The sequence below is a fragment of the Pseudomonas sp. ADAK13 genome (genome assembly GCF_012935715.1).
Taxonomy (GTDB): domain Bacteria; phylum Pseudomonadota; class Gammaproteobacteria; order Pseudomonadales; family Pseudomonadaceae; genus Aquipseudomonas.
Genome location: NZ_CP052860.1, coordinates 410,703 through 424,225, shown reverse-complemented (window position 1 = coordinate 424,225; position 13,523 = coordinate 410,703). Strand labels below are relative to the sequence as shown.

Annotated in this window: 15 protein-coding genes; 6 read left to right on the top strand and 9 right to left on the bottom strand. The window is 62.6% G+C overall.

The genetic code is table 11. From position 1 onward, the window contains the following. Positions 1 to 6 precede the first annotated feature (6 nt). Positions 7 to 1,188 carry a CaiB/BaiF CoA transferase family protein gene (locus HKK54_RS02025; protein ID WP_169386025.1) on the top strand — a complete coding sequence of 394 codons (1,182 nt, stop codon included), beginning with the start codon at positions 7 to 9 and terminating at the stop codon, positions 1,186 to 1,188. 88 nt (positions 1,189 to 1,276) lie between these two features. On the opposite strand, the gene HKK54_RS02020 is transcribed toward HKK54_RS02025, so the two are convergent. Both HKK54_RS02020 and HKK54_RS02015 read right to left on the bottom strand, forming a co-directional pair. Next, positions 1,277 to 1,771, bottom strand: coding sequence for a SprT family zinc-dependent metalloprotease (locus HKK54_RS02020; protein WP_010165798.1), 495 nt, complete (start codon positions 1,769 to 1,771; stop codon positions 1,277 to 1,279). Positions 1,772 to 1,900: 129 nt separating this feature from the next. Beyond that, a complete protein-coding gene (locus tag HKK54_RS02015) occupies positions 1,901 to 2,503 on the bottom strand; it encodes a Yip1 family protein (protein ID WP_004371402.1) in 603 nt (200 codons plus the stop codon). Positions 2,504 to 2,760: 257 nt separating this feature from the next. Here HKK54_RS02015 and ttcA point away from each other — a divergent pair, with 257 nt between their 5' ends. Together ttcA and HKK54_RS02005 are read left to right on the top strand one after the other, a co-directional pair. Then, on the top strand, positions 2,761 to 3,585 hold the full coding sequence (gene ttcA / locus HKK54_RS02010; RefSeq protein ID WP_010165804.1) for a tRNA 2-thiocytidine(32) synthetase TtcA: 825 nt from the start codon (positions 2,761 to 2,763) through the stop codon (positions 3,583 to 3,585). A 67-nt stretch (positions 3,586 to 3,652) separates the two neighbouring features. Continuing rightward, on the top strand, positions 3,653 to 4,324 hold the full coding sequence (locus HKK54_RS02005) for a DNA-3-methyladenine glycosylase I (protein ID WP_010165806.1): 672 nt from the start codon (positions 3,653 to 3,655) through the stop codon (positions 4,322 to 4,324). A gap of 111 nt (positions 4,325 to 4,435) precedes the next feature. On the opposite strand, the gene HKK54_RS02000 is transcribed toward HKK54_RS02005, so the two are convergent. The 3 genes from HKK54_RS02000 to arsC are packed head-to-tail and all read right to left on the bottom strand — an operon-like array spanning position 4,436 to position 5,803. Next, a complete protein-coding gene (locus HKK54_RS02000; RefSeq protein WP_102604978.1) occupies positions 4,436 to 4,855 on the bottom strand; it encodes a DUF2069 domain-containing protein in 420 nt (139 codons plus the stop codon). Beyond that, positions 4,839 to 5,453 carry an NAD(P)H:quinone oxidoreductase gene (gene wrbA, locus HKK54_RS01995; RefSeq protein WP_169386024.1) on the bottom strand — a complete coding sequence of 205 codons (615 nt, stop codon included), beginning with the start codon at positions 5,451 to 5,453 and terminating at the stop codon, positions 4,839 to 4,841. The genes HKK54_RS02000 and wrbA overlap by 17 nt, the downstream gene beginning before the upstream one ends. Further along, positions 5,450 to 5,803 carry an arsenate reductase (glutaredoxin) gene (gene arsC / locus HKK54_RS01990; RefSeq protein WP_010165812.1) on the bottom strand — a complete coding sequence of 118 codons (354 nt, stop codon included), beginning with the start codon at positions 5,801 to 5,803 and terminating at the stop codon, positions 5,450 to 5,452. Before arsC ends, wrbA begins: the two co-directional genes overlap by 4 nt. A gap of 115 nt (positions 5,804 to 5,918) precedes the next feature. On the opposite strand from arsC, the gene HKK54_RS01985 reads away from it, so the two are divergent. Beyond that, positions 5,919 to 6,380, top strand: a complete 462-nt coding sequence (locus tag HKK54_RS01985) for a TlpA disulfide reductase family protein (RefSeq protein ID WP_010165813.1) — start codon at positions 5,919 to 5,921, stop codon at positions 6,378 to 6,380. A 40-nt stretch (positions 6,381 to 6,420) separates the two neighbouring features. Here HKK54_RS01985 and HKK54_RS01980 read toward each other — a convergent pair whose 3' ends face one another. The 4 genes from HKK54_RS01980 to HKK54_RS01965 all read right to left on the bottom strand — a co-directional run bounded on the left by HKK54_RS01980 (position 6,421) and on the right by HKK54_RS01965 (position 11,232). Beyond that, positions 6,421 to 6,825 (bottom strand): META domain-containing protein, encoded by a 405-nt coding sequence (locus tag HKK54_RS01980; RefSeq protein WP_010165815.1) that lies wholly within the window; start codon positions 6,823 to 6,825, stop codon positions 6,421 to 6,423. Further along, positions 6,822 to 7,262: a hypothetical protein gene (locus HKK54_RS01975; RefSeq protein ID WP_010165817.1), complete on the bottom strand. Its 441-nt coding sequence runs from the start codon at positions 7,260 to 7,262 to the stop codon at positions 6,822 to 6,824. Before HKK54_RS01975 ends, HKK54_RS01980 begins: the two co-directional genes overlap by 4 nt. Before the next feature lie 71 nt (positions 7,263 to 7,333). Then, complete coding sequence (locus tag HKK54_RS01970) at positions 7,334 to 8,323, bottom strand: 2-hydroxyacid dehydrogenase (protein ID WP_169386023.1); 990 nt, start codon at positions 8,321 to 8,323, stop codon at positions 7,334 to 7,336. Positions 8,324 to 8,478: 155 nt separating this feature from the next. Next, entirely contained in the window at positions 8,479 to 11,232 is a 2,754-nt protein-coding gene (locus HKK54_RS01965; RefSeq protein ID WP_169386022.1) for a response regulator, read from the bottom strand. 205 nt (positions 11,233 to 11,437) lie between these two features. Here HKK54_RS01965 and HKK54_RS01960 point away from each other — a divergent pair, with 205 nt between their 5' ends. Continuing rightward, positions 11,438 to 12,166 carry a response regulator transcription factor gene (locus HKK54_RS01960; RefSeq protein ID WP_010165822.1) on the top strand — a complete coding sequence of 243 codons (729 nt, stop codon included), beginning with the start codon at positions 11,438 to 11,440 and terminating at the stop codon, positions 12,164 to 12,166. Continuing rightward, on the top strand, positions 12,153 to 13,523 hold the full coding sequence (locus HKK54_RS01955; protein ID WP_010165823.1) for a sensor histidine kinase: 1,371 nt from the start codon (positions 12,153 to 12,155) through the stop codon (positions 13,521 to 13,523). The genes HKK54_RS01960 and HKK54_RS01955 overlap by 14 nt, the downstream gene beginning before the upstream one ends.

Below are 13,523 nucleotides of genomic sequence, written 5' to 3'. Positions count from 1 at the left end.
GTCTTCATGTCAGGCCCCTTGGCGTCCCTCAAAGTACTGGATTTCTCCACCTTGCTGCCGGGGCCGTTTGCCTCGTTGCTGCTGGCCGACATGGGCGCCGAGGTGCTGCGCATCGAGTCACCCACGCGCATGGACCTGCTGCGGGTGTTGCCGCCCCATGACCAGGGTGTATCGGCCAGCCATGCCTACCTCAATCGCAACAAACGCAGCCTGGCCCTGGACCTCAAGCAGGCCGAGGCCGTGGCGATCGTGCGGCAGTTGGTGGCGGACTACGACATCGTGCTCGAGCAATTTCGTCCCGGGGTGATGGAGCGCCTGGGCCTGGGCTACGAGGCCTTGAAGGCGATCAACCCGAAGCTGATCTACGTCTCCATCACTGGCTACGGCCAGACCGGCCCCTACAAGGATCGCGCCGGCCATGACATCAACTACCTGGCGCTGGCCGGTATCGCCAGCTACACCGGGCGTCAGGACAGCGGCCCGTTGCCCCTGGGCGTGCAATTGGCGGATGTGGGCGGCGGCTCGTTGCACGCGGTGGTCGGCTTGCTGGCGGCGGTGATCGCCCGGCAGCAGAGCGGGGTGGGGCAATACCTGGATGTGAGCATGACCGACTGCGCGTTCAGCCTGAATGCCATGGCCGGCGCGGGTTACCTGGCGTGTGGCGTGGAGCCGGCGTGGGAGAACCAGGTGCTCAATGGCGGCAGCTTCTATGACTATTACCGTTCGCGGGAAGGGCGCTGGTTGTCGGTGGGCAGCCTGGAGCCGGCCTTTATGCAGCAGTTGTGTACGGCGCTCGGGCGGCCGGAGTTGGCCACGCAGGGCTTGTCGCCCAAACCCGAGCAGCAGAAAACCCTCAAGCTGGCGCTGCAGGTCGAGTTCGAGAAACGCAGCTTTGATGAGCTGTGTGCGTTGTTTGCCGGGATTGATGCGTGTGTCGAACCGGTATTGGGCCTGAGCGAGGCCGTCGAGCACCCACAATTGAAAGCCCGGGAGCTGGTCAGCCAGGTGCCGCGGGGCGATGGTTCCGCACAGGCGCAGATAGCCTGTCCGCTGAAGTTTTCCGAAGGCTTGCCGGCGGCCAGGCACATCGGAGCGGCATTGGGCGCTCACAGCGAAGAGGTGTTGGCGGAGTTGGGCTTCAGTGCTCGGCAGATAGACGATCTGCGGCGTGCCAAGGTGATTCAGTAGCGCCTGGGCTGACGCTATCGCAGGCAAGCCAGCTCCCACAGTTGAAATGCATTCCAATGTGGGAGCTGGCTTGCCTGCGATGAGGCCCTTATTCCACCCTGGTTTCCCCGGTAAACACCAAAGTCTGCCGGCACCGGCGGCACAAATACCGCCGCCCCTGGCTCACCAACCCATGACGCTGGGGCGAAAACGGGAAGTCGCTGTCGGCACACGGGCAGCGGTAGATATACCGCGTCACCCGCCGCCGCTGGATTTCATAGGTGTGGCAGCGATCCGGCGGCAGTTCGTAAACCCCACGCATGATCAACTGCCATTCCTCGCCATGGGGCTGGATGTGCTCGCCGAACAATTGGTGGGCAATCAGGTGTGCCACTTCATGGGCGACCGTCTGTTTAAGGAAGTGTTGGCTGTTTTCACGGTACAACTGCGGGTTGAAGCGCAGCAGGTTCTCGTGCAAATGCGCGACACCGGCCTTCTGGCCCCGCAGCTTGAGGCTGACCTGGGGGCGTTTGAAGCTTCGTTTGAAAAAGGATTCGGCTTGCAGGAAACAATCTTCGACGCGGGTATTGAGTTGCTCGGGCATGCTGTACATATCTCCAGAGACGTCCAGTATGCCGCAAACCAGGGTGTATCCGAATCTGTCAGGCGCCGAATGGTCATGCATAACGCACAAAGCCACCTTGCGGTGGCTTTTCCTGCGGGTTGAACCGCGTCAGTTGGTGTAGATCGGGCCTACGCCCAGCCCCCAGACGATCACGGTAAAGGCCATGATCGCCACCAGCACCACCAGGCCTACCGCCAGCACCGAGCTGGAAAACAGAAAACCTTCGTCCGGATGGATATTCATGAAGGTCGGCAGCCCTACGTACAGCAGGTACACCGTGTAGCAAATGGCGGCCGTGCCGACGACCATCCCCAGCCACATATGCGGGTACAACGCGGCCAGCCCGCCGATAAACAGCGGTGTCGCGGTGTAGGTGGCAAACGCCACGCAGCGCGCCATGCTGGGGTTGGCGTCATAGGTGCGGGCCATCCAGTGAATGAACGCGCCCATCACCGCCACGCCACCGAGCATCGCGGCGTAAGACATGAGGGTCATCCACAACGCGCTTTCCACTGTCAGCATCACCGGGGCGCGGCTGCCGATCACCCAACCTACCTGAGTGGTACCGATAAAGGCTGATACAGCGGGGATCGCCGCGAGGATCAGCGTGTGGGTGAGGTACATGTGGCCGATGCTTTCTTCTTTATCGCCACGGATTTCCCGCCATTCCTGATCGGGGTGGGTGAAAAGTCCCACGACGTGATGGATCATGCCAGTCACTCCTGTCGTTATTACCATCGCCCCCCAGTGGAGCGCCCACGGGCCAATTGGCCTGAAAGGTCTGGATATATGTGCGACCTTATGTCGCAGTATAGGAAGTGATGACCTGAAAAACTGTAGGGCTTTAGAGCAAATTGCGCTGTAAACATTGGGCTTAATCGCGGCGGGGTCTGTTAATTGGAACTCGCTCGCCCATCCCGGTAAAATACCCGGCTTTTCGTCACACACCTTTCGCGGATCCAAGCGCCATGGGCACTCTTACGGTCAACCAGAACAAACTGCAAAAACGCCTGCGTCGCCAGGCCGGTGAGGCAGTCGCCGATTTCAACATGATCGAAGAGGGCGACAAGGTCATGGTCTGCCTGTCCGGCGGCAAGGACAGCTACACCATGCTCGACGTGCTGATGCACCTGCAAAAGGTTGCGCCGATCAAGTTCGAGATCGTCGCCGTGAACATGGACCAGAAGCAGCCGGGGTTTCCCGAGCATGTGCTGCCGGCCTACCTCAAGGAATTGGGGATCGAGTACCACATCGTCGAGAAAGACACCTACTCGGTGGTCAAGGAACTGGTCCCGGAAGGCAAGACCACCTGCTCGCTGTGCTCGCGCCTGCGCCGGGGCACGCTCTACACCTTTGCCGACGAGATCGGCGCGACCAAGATGGCCCTGGGTCATCACCGCGATGACATCGTCGAAACGTTCTTCCTGAACATGTTCTTCAACGGCAGCCTCAAGGCCATGCCGCCCAAGCTGCGGGCCGACGACGGGCGCAACGTGGTGATTCGCCCGCTGGCGTACTGCCATGAGAAAGACATCCAGGCGTACTCCGACCTCAAGCAATTCCCGATCATCCCGTGCAACCTCTGTGGATCCCAGGAAAACCTGCAACGCCAGGTGGTCAAGGACATGCTCCAGGACTGGGACCGCAAGACTCCCGGCCGCGTCGACAGCATCTTCCGCAGCTTGCAGAACGTGCAGCCCTCGCAGTTGGCCGACCGTAACCTGTTCGACTTCACCAGCCTGCGTATCGACGAAAGTGCGGCTTCGCGCTTCGTCAACGTAGTGAACCTCTGAGCCATTTCACCGCTCTGACAGACGGCGCTCCTGGGCGCCGTTTTCATTTCAATCCTTAGGAGAGGGCATGCGCGATTACAAGTGGCTGCACGAATATTGTCTGAACCGTTTCGGTTCGGCGGCCGAGCTGGAAGCCCATCTGCCCGTGCCCCTGACCCCGGCGAAACTGCGCAAGATCAGCGATGACCGCTACCTGTCGACCCTGTCGCTGCGGGTGTTTCGCGCCGGCTTGAAGCACAGCGTGGTGGACGCCAAGTGGCCGGCATTCGAGCAGGTGTTCTTTGGGTTCGACCCGGAAAAAGTCGTGCTGATGGGTGCCGAACACCTGGAGCGGCTGATGCAGGACACGCGCATCATCCGCCACTTGGGCAAGCTCAAGAGCGTGCCGCGCAATGCGCAGATGATTCTGGATGTCGAGAAGGAAAAGGGCAGCTTCGGCGCGTTGATCGCTGACTGGCCGGTGACCGATATCGTCGGCCTGTGGAAGTACCTGAGCAAGCACGGCCACCAGTTGGGCGGGCTGTCGGCGCCGCGCTTTTTGCGGATGGTGGGCAAGGACACGTTCGTGCCGAGCTATGACGTGGTGGCGGCGCTGAACGCGCAGAAGATTGTCGACAAGGTACCGACCAGCCTGCGGGACCTGGCCACGGTACAGGGCGCGTTCAACCAGTGGCATGCCGAAAGCGGGCGGCCGATGTGCCAGTTGTCGATGATGTTGGCCTACACCGTTAACCACTGAGCCCGACAAATAACCCTGTGGTGAGGGGGCTTTTGTGGTGAGGGGGCTTGCTGTGGTGAGGGAGCAAGCTCCCCAGCCACATTGATTGCGGCTTTGCCTGAATAAATGCATTCAGGCAGGCAAACCTTCCCCCGCCAACCGCCGATTCAACTGATGACGGTACCGCACATACATCAACGCCGTGCAGAACACCGCCAGGCTCGCCAGCATCTCCAGCACGCCAAACCATTGCCGGTTCGGGTCATACGCCGCCAGCGCGCCCTTGATGAAGTAAAGATTCACCACAAAGCACATCCACGAATGCCCGCGCGCGCTGCCCAGAATCATCCCCGGTGCCAGTAACAGCAGCGGCACCAGTTCGATCAGCAGAATCACCCACGGCCGCGCGCCATGCAGGTCGGCGAACGCCAGGTAGTAGGCGCACAGCAACCCCACCAGACCCAGAAACGCCAGCAGGCTCAGCGCCCGCATCGCCTTGACCCGTGGCTCCAGCCAGGCCTGGGGCGGGAGTACCTTAGGCTTCCTGGCCACGGCCGTTCTCCAGTAGCGCGGCGGTCTTCGCCAGGCGCAGGCCGAGGGCGCGGCACAGGGCGATCTCGTGCTGATCCAGCGCACGCTTGCCGTCGGCACCGGAGTGGTGGCTGGCGCCGTAGGGCGTGCCGCCGCCTTTGGTGTCCAGCAACGCCTGTTCGCTGTAGGGCAAGCCGGTGATCAGCATGCCGTGGTGCAGCAGCGGCAGCAGCATCGACATCAGCGTGGTTTCCTGGCCGCCGTGCAGGCTGGCGGTAGAAGTGAACACCCCCGCCGGCTTGCCGACCAGGGCGCCGGTCAGCCACAGGTTGCTGGTGCCGTCGAGAAAGTACTTGAGCGGCGCGGCCATGTTGCCGAAACGGGTCGGGCTGCCCAGGGCCAGGCCGGAACAGTTCTGCAGGTCGTCGAGGCTGCAGTACAGCGGACCGTCGACCGGAATGCTCGGCGCCACGGCTTCGCACTCGCTGGAGATGGCCGGCACGGTACGCAGCCGCGCCTCAAGCCCGGCTTGCTCGACGCCCCGGGCAATCTGCCGGGCCATTTCGCTGACCGAGCCGTTGCGGCTGTAATACAACACCAGCACATACGGCGCACTCACGAAACCAGCTCCAGGACATTCTCCGGCGGGCGGCCGATCACGGCCTTGTCGGCGGTTTCGAGGATTGGGCGCTCCATCAGTTTCGGATGAGCGGCGATGGCGGCAATCAACTGCGCCTCGCTGAGGCTGGCGTCGGCCAGGTTGAGGGTTTTGTATTCGTCTTCGCCGGTACGCAGCAGTTGTCGCGCGCTGATCTTCAATTTGCCGAGCAAGGCCTGCAATTGCGCGGCGTCGAGCGGGGTTTCCAGGTAGCGCACCACGTTGGGTGTGAGGCCACGGGCTTCCAGCAGTTCGAGCGCACCGCGGGATTTCGAGCAGCGCGGGTTGTGATAAAGCGTCAGATCGGTCATGTGCGGGTCGCATCTTGCGTAAGGTGGCGGGTATTCTACCCGCGCTGCGCCACGTCCTTAAACCATGAGAGGCGATAGGCCGCAGCCAACGTTCATTTTTACGAAGGATTACCCCATGACGAGGCGACTGTTAGGCGCATTGGCAATCATCGGCACACTGCTGCTCAGCGGCTGTGGCAATGATTATGGCGTTGACCAATACGGTCAGAAAGTGGCCGCCGAGCGCCTGGACAAGCAATGGCTGGTGGTTAACTACTGGGCGGAGTGGTGTGGCCCGTGCCGTACCGAAATCCCTGAACTCAACGCCTTGGCCGAACAGCTCAAGGGCCAGTCGGTGGGGGTGTTCGGCGTGAACTTCGACAACGCCCAGGGTGAAGAGCTCAAAAGCGCCAGCGAGAAACTGGGCATCAAGTTCACCGTACTGGCGCAGAACCCGGACGAAATCTTCGATATTCCTCGCAGCGAAGCCTTGCCGGTGACCTACATCATCGATGACAAGGGCAAGGTGCGCGAACAACTGATGGGTGAGCAGACGGCCGAGGGTGTGTTGGCCAAGCTCAAGGCGCTGCGCGGTTAAATGTAGGAGCTGGCTTGCCAGCTCCCACAGAAGCGAGGAATCAGCCTTCTTCCAGCCACAACCGCAACGGCTTGCCGTCCGCCGGCCAGAAACGGGTCTGTTCGATCGGCGAGATGTCCCAGCGCTGTACGCCCTGCAGGGCCTGGAAGAAACGGTGTTCCTGCTCCATCAACGCCTCGGCGCAGAGTTTGCGGGTGCTGCCGACCTTGCCGAAGCTCAGCTTGTCGCCGTCCAGGGTGTAGGGTGCAAACCAGTGGTTGCAGCCGCCGTTGCCGTAAGCCCGGCCATCGGCGCCGAGGGTTACGGTCAAGTGCGCGTAATCCATCAGCGGCCGCTCACCGATCCATTCCACCACGTAGCTGTGATCCTGCTTGAGCTTGACCTCATCGCTGGCGCAGCCCGCAAGGCCTGCGCCCAGCACGGCCAGCATCAGCACGGCTTTCATTGCGCGGCCTGCTGGCATTTCGGGCAGCGGTGCTTGTCACCCATCGTGGCCCAGCCCAGCTCGGTAACCCGTGCAGTGGCGGCCGGTTGCAGCGGCTCCTTGGTCAGCTTGGTTTCCACCGCGAATTCAAACTCCAGCACGTTGTCGCAGCTGTCGCAGTTGACCTTCCAGGTGTGAATCTCCAGCTCGCCGAATTTCGGCCCCTGGGCCATGGCGACCCACTGGCCCGCCGGGCGTATGGAGTAGCGCGCATCGCCTTCGACGGTGAGGCGCATCGACAGGGTTTTACTGCCGCGCAGGGTGACGATCAGAACGTCGCCGTGCTTGATCGAGCCACCGTTGCCGGTGACCTGATAACGGCCCGGCACCAGGGCGCGGCATTCGATCAGGGTGTGTTGCGGGCTCAGCAAGCTGAAGCGGAAATCGTGTTCGGCCATGGATCCTCCAAATAGGCGCGGCATCCTATCACGGGCCGCGCCCCATCATGGCGCGGCTATGTGACCGCTGATCATCCTTCGACGAGGTTTTGCGCCTGCCCGCCGGCCCACGCCGCAATGTTGGCCAGGGTGGTGCCGGCAATCGCTCCCAGCGCCTCGCGGGTCAGGAAGGCCTGGTGCGCGGTGATGATTACGTTGGGGAAGGTCAGCAGGCGTGCCAGTACGTCGTCTTGCAGGGGCAAGTCCGAGCGGTCTTCGAAAAACAGCTGGGCCTCTTCTTCGTACACATCCAGCCCCAAATAGCCGAGTTGGCCGTCCTTAAGCGCGTCGATCAGCGCCGGGGTGTCCACCAAACCGCCGCGCCCGGTGTTGATCAGCATTGCGCCGGGCTGCATATGGGCCAGGCTTTGGGCGTTGATCAAATGTTTGCTGTCCGCCGTCAGCGGGCAATGCAGGCTGATGATCTGTGACTCGCCGAGCAACTGCGGCAGGCTCACATAGCGCGCACCGAGGGCCTCGACCTGCGGGTTGGGGTAGGGGTCGTACGCCAGCAACTGGCAGCCGAACCCGGCCATGATCTTGGCGAACGTGGCGCCGATCTGCCCGGTACCCACCACGCCGACCGTCTTGCCCACCAAGTCGAAACCGGTCAGGCCATGCAGGCTGAAGTCGCCGTCGCGGGTGCGGTTGTAGGCGCGGTGCAGGCGGCGGTTGAGGGCCAGGATCAGCGCGACCGCATGTTCGGCCACCGCATGGGGCGAGTAGGCCGGCACCCGCACGATGGTCAGGCCCAGGCGCTTGGCGGCGGCCAGGTCGACATGGTTGTAGCCGGCCGAGCGCAGGGCGATCAGGCGCGTGCCGCCGTTGGCCAGTTGCTCCAGCACCGGGGCGCTGAGGTCGTCATTGATAAAGGCGCAGACCACTTCGTGGTGTTCGGCCAGGGCCACGGTGTCGAGGTTCAGCCGGGCCGGTTGGAATTGCAGTTGCAGACCTTCGGGCAACGGTTGGGCGAGAAAGCTCTCGCGGTCGTAGGTCTGGCTGCTGAAGAGGATGATGCGCATCAAATATTCCTTCTTGATGATGGAAAGCTGATTTTGTGGCGAGGGGGCTTGTCCCCCGTTGGGCTGCGTAGCGGCCCCCAAAAAGCGGGAGCGCTACGCACTCCAACGGGGGACAAGCCCCCTCGCCACAGGAAAGCCTCTTTGCTGTGTGAGGCTTACGCGCTGACCCGCGCCTCGCTGGCCAGCCGGGCAATCGCCATGTCCAGCTCATCCAGGGCCGGCATGGCCTTGGCGTCGTCCTGTTTGAGCAGGGTCTCGGCCCGTTGGCAGGCCGCGCGCAGTTGTGGCACGCCGCAATACCGGGTGGCGCCGTGCAGGCGGTGAACCCGCTCGATCAGGGCGTTGCGGTCGTTGGCGTCGCGGGCGATACGAATGGCTTCCCGGTCGGCCTCCAGCGAAGCCAGCAGCATCGCCAGCATGTCCGCCGCCAGATCCGCCTTGCCGGCCGCCAGGCGCAAACCTTCTTCGTGGTCCAGTACCGGCAATTGCGTGGCCTGCCCGAAACTCTCGGCGCCGCGTTCCGGGCCTTGATTGCGCAGGGCCAGCCCGGTCCATTTCAACACCACTTGGGCCAGTTGCCGTTCGCTGATGGGTTTGGTCAGGTAGTCATCCATGCCGCTTTGCAGCAGGGCGCGTTTTTCATTGGCCATGGCATGGGCGGTCAGCGCGACGATGGGCAGCGGTGTGCCGTGGCGTTCACTTTCCCAGGTGCGAATCGCCTCGGTGCTCTGGCGACCGTCCATGCCGGGCATTTGCACGTCCATTAACACCAGGTCGAAGGCTTCCTGTTTCACCGCTTCGATGGCCGAGTAGCCGCTTTCCACCGCCTGGACCTTGGCGCCCATGTCTTCCAGCAGGGTTTGCACCAGCAGCAGGTTGGCCGGGTTGTCGTCGACACACAGCACCCGCGGCGCGCGACTGGATAGCGGCTCGCCGGGTTCGCTGCGCAACGGGCGCGGGCTGATCAGGTCGGCCAGGGCACGGCGCAGTTTGCGCGTGCAGGCAGGTTTGGCCTGCAACTGGCTGTTGGGGTTGGGCACCGACTGGTTGAACAGCAGCTGTTCGGTGGTGGGGCACAGCACCAGCACCTTGCAGCCCAGGTGTTCGAGGTCCCACAGATGTTGGTTCAAACGCTCCGGCGGAATGTCGTTGGCGGTGATGCCCAGAACCGCGAGGTCGATGGCCTGTTCGGTCTGGTGGGCGCTGGTGATGCCGTTGGTCAGGCTCTCCAGGCTGTTGAACGGCGTGACTTCCAGGCCGCAATCTTCCAACTGGTGTTGCAGGGCCTGGCGCGCGAGTTCGTGGTTTTCCAGCACGGCCACACGGCGGCCCAGCAGCGGCGCGGAGGGCAGGTCTTCGATGTCGTCACGGGTCTTTGGCAGGTTCAGGCTGATCCAGAATTCCGAGCCTTCCCCCGGCGTGCTGTCGACGCCAATCTCGCCGCCCATCTGCTCGATCAGGCGCTTGGAAATCACCAGCCCCAGGCCGGTGCCGCCAGGTTGCCGTGACAGCGAATTGTCCGCCTGGCTGAATGCCTGGAACAGCGCCCGCACGTCCTGGTTCGACAGGCCGATGCCGGTGTCCTGCACGCTGATGCGCAGTTGCACGCTGTCTTCCTGTTCGTCTTCCAGCATGGCGCGGGCAACGATAGTGCCTTCGCGGGTGAACTTGATCGCGTTGCTCACCAGGTTAGTGAGGATCTGCTTGAGCCGCAGCGGGTCGCCCACCAGCGACAACGGCGTGTCACGGTAGACCAGGCTCACCAGCTCCAGCTGTTTGGCATGGGCGGCCGGGGCGAGGATGGTCAGGGTGTCTTGCAGCAGGTCCCGCAGGTTGAACGGGATGCTGTCGAGCACCAGCTTGCCGGCCTCGATTTTCGAGAAATCGAGGATTTCGTTGATGATGCCCAGCAGGTTGTCAGCGGATTTTTCGATGGTGCCCAGGTAATCCAGCTGACGGGGCGACAGCTCGCTTTTCTGCAACAAGTGGGTAAAGCCGAGGATGCCGTTCAGCGGTGTGCGGATCTCATGGCTCATGTTGGCCAGGAACTCCGACTTGATGCGGCTGGCCTCAAGCGCTTCCTTGCGGGCCAGGTCCAGCTCGATGTTCTGGATTTCAATGGTTTCCAGGTTTTGCCGAACGTCTTCGGTGGCCTGGTCGATGCTGTGTTGCAATTCTTCCTGGGCGTTTTGCAGGGTCTCGGCCATGCGGTTGATGCCCGAGGCCAGGTGGTCCAGTTCCTGGCTGCCCAGGGGCGGCAAGCGGGTTTCCAGGTTGCCGTCCTTGAGCTGTGCCACGGCCTGCTTGATCAGGCCGATCGGTGCGTTGATCGTACGGCTGATACGCAACGCCAGCGCCGCAGTGCAAATCAGCCCGATGGCGATCAGCAGCAGGCTGGCGAACAGGCTGCGGTAGCCGCGCAGCAACATGCCATTGTGGGAAAGCTCCAGCTCGACCCAGCCCAGCAGGCGGTCGGACTCGTCGGGGATCAGGTCACCGGCGAGGTTGCGATGGCGACCGAACACCGGCAGCAGGTAACGCGTCGCGTCATTGCCGGTGCGCTGCAACAGGTGCGAACTGTTGCCGATGGGCGGCTGATTGAGCATGGTCGGGCCGGCATGGGCCAGTGGCGTGCGGTCGGGCCCCAGGAACGACACGGCGCGCACGTCGGTTTGCTCCAGGGACTGGGTGGCGATGCGTTCCAGCAGGTCGGTGTTTTTGGTACTCAGGGCCGGGGCCACCAGCGGCGCCAGTTGCTCGGCGATCATCTCGCCACGTTGCAGCAACTGCGACTGCAGCTCCGACAGTTGCATCCAGGTGAAATACCCGCCCAGCAGTAACGCCATCAGGCTGGTAGGCAATAAGGTCAGCAACAGTACGCGGCCCTTTATCCCCATTCTTCTAAGCACGCCACTCTCCTGCTACCACACTGTTGTCGAAATTCCGCGCAGGCATCCGGCCCGCGCCACCTGCGCAGTGTAGCCATTTGCGCGGCGTGGAATCTTGCAAATTAATGACCTGAAGCAAACCTTGGACCATCGGGCGCCTGGCGGCGGTTGCTCATGGGGGGCCAATCTTGAATAATCAGTCATTGAGAATGACTTGCAGACGCTAATGAATCCCGCAGCAGTTGGCTTACCCAGTATCCTGGCGATTGAAGATGATCCTGTGCTTGGCGCCTATGTCCATGAACAACTGGGCCGCTGTGGCTTCCGGGTGACCTGGTGCCAGAATGGCCAGCAGGGCCTGCAAATGGCCCGTGATCAGAGCTTCGACGTGGTGTTGATGGACATCCTGTTGCCGGGCATGGACGGCCTGTCGGTGCTCACGCATTTGCGCCGGAGCCATTCGATCCCGGTGATCCTGATGTCGGCCCTGGGCGCCGAAGCCGACCGCATCAGCGGCTTTCGCCTGGGGGCGGATGATTACCTGCCCAAGCCGTTCAGCATGGCCGAGTTGCGGGTGCGCATCGAGGCGATCCTGCGCCGGGTCGCCCTGGACCGGCGGCCACTGCCAGCGCTGGCGGCGGTGCGCGGCGATGCCCGCAGCCTGCGTTTCGATGATGAGCTGTTTGACGTCTTTCACCGGGACCAATGGGCCGGGCTGACCCGCAGCGAATATCGCCTGCTGGAAACCCTGCACCGCAACAGTGAGGAAGTTCTCAGCAAGGCCTTCCTTTACCAGCACGTATTTCAGCGTGGCTATGCGCCCCATGACCGCAGCCTGGACATGCACATCAGCCAGATACGTCGCAAGCTCAAGGCCATCGGCTACAGCGAGCGGGAAGTACGCACGGTGTGGGGCAAGGGCTATGTGTTGAGCGGTCACGATGACGGGCTTTAAGGCCATGCTCAAACGGCTGCCGGGCAAGCACTCGTTATTCTGGAAACTGGCCTGCCTGCTGATTGCCTTCTGCTTGCTGATGATCTGGCTCAGTTGGTCCTGGGGCCGGTACATGGAAGAGCAGAATGCCTTTCTGTCCAGCGAGGCCCGCGCCACCCTGAGCGGTTATGCGGCCGGCGCGGAACTGGCCTGGAACCAGGGCGGCAACGCCGGGGTAGACGAGTGGCTGCACACCATGGGCCAGCGCGAGCGTACGTGGGTGGGGGTCATTGGCAACGATCTGCAATCCCTGAGCAGCTACCCGCTGACGGACAAGGAAAGCCAGCGCCTGACCTTCCTGCGTGGCCTGGACTGGCCCGTCAGCCGGCATGCCAAGGGCCTGCCATGGTTGAAAATCCCGTTCCCCCTCGACCCGGGTGCGGGGTCTCTGGTGATCGAGTTGCCAAGGCGTTTTATGCCCGGGCAACACCAGTTGTTCTGGCGAATCGTGACCAATGGCGTGATTCCCGGGTTGTTCACCCTGTTGTTGTGCATTGGCCTTTACCGGTTGTTGATCATGCCCCTCAACCACCTGCGCGAGCAGGCCAACGCCTGGCGCGCTGATCAACTGAGTACCCGGCTTTCCCGCGACACCACCAGCCGCCAGGATGAACTGGGGGAGTTGGGTCGCGCGTTTGACCAGATGTCTGAACGCCTGCAAGGCACCGTGGCGCTCCAGCAGCAACTGCTGCGGGATCTGTCCCACGAGTTGCGCACGCCGTTGAGTCGCTTGCGCGTGGCCAGCGACAGCGAGCAGGACCTGACCCAACTGCGCGAGCGCCTGGGAAGGGAAATCGACGGCATGCAGCGGCTGGTGGAAGACACCCTTCAACTGGCGTGGCTCGACACTGAACGCGCGCCGCTGCCCAAGGAAGACATCCAGGTGCAGGCGCTGTGGGACATGCTTCGGGAAAACGCCTGTTTTGAAAGTGGCTGGTCGCCCTCACGCTTGCAGTGCGAGCTTGGTGCTGACTGCTGGGTACGTGGCCATCTGAACCTGCTGGCCCAGGCCCTGGAAAATATCCTGCGCAATGCTATCCGCCATTCCCCGCAAAACGGCACGGTGCAGTTGGGCGGCGAGCGCGAGGGCGATGAGTGGCACTTGTGGCTGGAGGACCAGGGCGGCGGGATTGATGAGTTGGAGCTGGAGCGGATCTTTGCGCCGTTCATCCGGCTGGACGGTTCACGTCCCGGTGACGGCGGCTTTGGCCTGGGCTTGAGCATTGCGCGCAACGCCGTGCAGCGTCAGGACGGCAGCCTGTGGGCGGAAAACACCGGGCAGGGATTGCGCGTGCATATGCGCTTGCTCGCCCGCTGA